The sequence below is a fragment of the Haloferax sp. s1 genome (assembly GCF_058382125.1).
The window spans coordinates 1-2640 of sequence record NZ_JBZRPK010000278.1; the positions used below are offsets into that span (position 1 = coordinate 1).

At 62.8% G+C, this 2640-nt stretch carries 3 protein-coding genes; all 3 read right to left on the minus strand.

Annotated elements, in window-relative coordinates; all coding sequences use genetic code 11:
- Positions 1-498 (minus strand): chemotaxis protein CheW (locus QT222_RS02835; RefSeq protein ID WP_491476238.1); only part of this gene is annotated, 498 nt, incomplete at its 3' end.
- On the minus strand, positions 499-1440 hold the full coding sequence (locus QT222_RS02840) for a methyl-accepting chemotaxis protein (RefSeq protein ID WP_014732812.1): 942 nt from the start codon (positions 1438-1440) through the stop codon (positions 499-501).
- Between the two features lie 159 nt (positions 1441-1599).
- On the minus strand, positions 1600-2583 hold the full coding sequence (locus QT222_RS02845) for a metal ABC transporter permease (protein WP_491476239.1): 984 nt from the start codon (positions 2581-2583) through the stop codon (positions 1600-1602).
- Between the last annotated feature and the right edge of the window lie 57 nt (positions 2584-2640).

The window sequence follows — 2640 nt, forward strand, 5'->3', positions numbered from 1 at the left end:
CCGCCAAGGCGTTCGAGAGGGTGCCAGAATGCTGGCGGGCGAAGCGGGATGGAAACAGGCATCCGCCGACGGGCGGGCCGACACGACGGGTCCGTGGTCGCTTCGGACGGTCGGGCGCGTGCGCTCGCCGCAGACCGGCGGGTTAGCGGCGGTTGCGGGGGCAGTATCGGTCACCAGTTCCGCAGCGTCTACCAACCAGCCATAGACGGTCGCATCTTCGTCGGCGGCGTCGAAAACGATAACCCGAGATGCGTCGGGATTCGACCCGACACCGAGCAGACAGGCGGTGTCGACGAGCGTCGTCGTCACGCCGCGGTAGTCCATCGCACCGACGACGTGGGACGGAACGTCCGGAAGCGACCGAACCGTTTGCCGGTCGATAATCTCCGTCACCGCGTCGAGAACGACGCAGTACCGCTCGTCACCGAGTTGGAATTCGAGAACTTGCGTTGGCTCTGCGGCGGCCGCCTGCGTGTCGGCGTTGTCACCGAGCGACATCTACATTCCCCGGGTGCTGGCGTTGGCGTTGCCCTTCTCGTCGTCAATGCGGTCCAGCAGGAGCGTGACGTCCGATATCTTGGCCGTCTGCTTTTCGGCCGCGGCCGCGACCTGGTCGATTTCGCTGGCGACTTCCTCTGCTCCACGGGCCGTCTCGTCGACGAGGCTCGCGACTTCTTCCGTACTGGCTGCTTGCTGGTCGGTCGCGCGGGCGACCTCTTCTGCACCGGCGGCCGCCTCACCGACGGCGGAGTCGATGCTCCGGAGCGCAGAGACGGCAGCGGAGACTTCGGAGATACCGTCGTTGACCTCCTCGTTGGCCGCTTCGATGTTCTCGACGGTCGTCTCGGTGGACTGCTGAATATCGACGACGACGTCCTCGATTTCGGAGACGCTCTCGCGCGACTGCTCTGCGAGACTCTTTACTTCGTCGGCGACGACGGCGAATCCCGCTCCGGCCTCGCCCGCTCTGGCCGCCTCGATGGAGGCGTTGAGTGCGAGGAGATTCGTCTGGTCGGCGATTTCGTTTATCACCTCGATGACGTTGTCGATTTGGTCGACCTTCTGGCGGAGTTCAACGATTTCGTCGTAAACGTCGGTCGTCACGTCGTCGACGGTTTCCATCGCATCCGCCGCGTTGTCGGCCGACCCGCGACCCTTGGCCGCGAGTTCTCGGGCCTGGTCGCTCATCGCTTTCGTCTGGTCGGCACTCGACGCGATTTGTTCGACGCTAGCGCTCAGATTCGAGACTTCGCCAGCGACCTCGTGCATGTTTGTCGATTGGACCTCCGCGAGGTCGCTAATCTCCTGTGAGCTATACACCATGCTTTCGGACGCTTCCGCGAGTTCGGTAATCGCCGAGTCGATTTCCTCGGTCACGTCGTCGACGCCGTCTGCACCCACCGCGCCGCCGCCAGCGTTGGGTCCCCGGTTTGATGGCATAGGTGTTCAAGAACTAGTGAAGGCTTAAGCATTTATTTTCAATATCAAATTTGATAATACTATGCGAGAGAGATGGGCCAGAACAGCCGGTGTTACGGGGAAATCAAAACGACCCGACAAATTATTTCGAATAGTACGTGGAAAACGAAGTCCGAGATATTACCGAATGCGAAGTCCGAGTTGAACGACGACGAACCCGGCAATCGCCACGAGGACGATAGACCCGCCCGCAGCGAGTCCGTACAGGTACGCGAGCGTGACGCCAGCGACACCGGCGATTTCGCCCGCGAGGACGCCGTACAACAGCGAGTGCTTGTAGCTCCGTCCCAGTCGAGAAGCAGTCACGACAGGGATGACGAGCAGCGCCGCGACGAGAATGACGCCCATGATTCGCATCGCACTGACGACGACGAATGCGGTGAGAACCGACAGAAGGGTGTTCACCGCGCCGACGTGGACCCGCGATGCGCGGGCGGCCGTCTCGTCAAACGTCACGTACAGAAGCGGCCGATAGGCGACCGAGACGGCGACGACGACGACGAGGCCCATCGAGACGAGCAGCCCAACGTCGGCCCGCGAGACGGTCGCGAGCGAGCCAAAGAGGTACTGGTTGATGCCGACCGAGATGCCGCCGTCGGTGAGTGAGATGAGGACGCTTCCGAGTCCGAAACCGCCGGTCAGAACCATCGCGAGTGCGGCGTCGCTCCGTGCACCCGTGTACTCCACGAGCACCTGTACGAGCAGCGCTGCGAGGATAGCGACGACGAGCGCACCCACGAGCGGCGGAACCGCGAGCGCCAACGTCGCATCGAGGAAGAGCGCGGCTGCGACACCCGTAAAGGCGGTGTGGGCGAGCGTGTCGCCGACCATCGAGAGGTCCCGGTAGACGAGAAACGACCCCACGAGCGGCCCGACGATGCCGATACAGAGCACCGACAGGTAGGCTCGCTGCATGTACGGGTACGAGAGGAACTGCAAGCCGGTGACCCCGGCGAGCCACGAGAAGACGCCGCCAACGACGACTTGCAGGAACCAATCGAAAAGACCCAAGAGCGCATTGCTGACGAAAAGCGGCGCAAAGGGGTCGCTCACTGGAAGGGTAGAGAGGGCGGAGACCGATGTGAACACAGCAAAGCCAGTCATGGCTGGACCTCCGAATCAGCGGCTGGCTCGTCAGTTCTGGAAGGGCCACCAGTGCCG

What these genes read in the sequence shown, in the direction of transcription:
- QT222_RS02845 (WP_491476239.1), bottom strand. Translation starts at nt 2,583, where the DNA reads ATGACTGGCTTTGCTGTGTTCACATCGGTCTCCGCCCTCTCTACCCTT.
- QT222_RS02840 (WP_014732812.1), bottom strand. Translation starts at nt 1,440, where the DNA reads ATGCCATCAAACCGGGGACCCAACGCTGGCGGCGGCGCGGTGGGTGCA.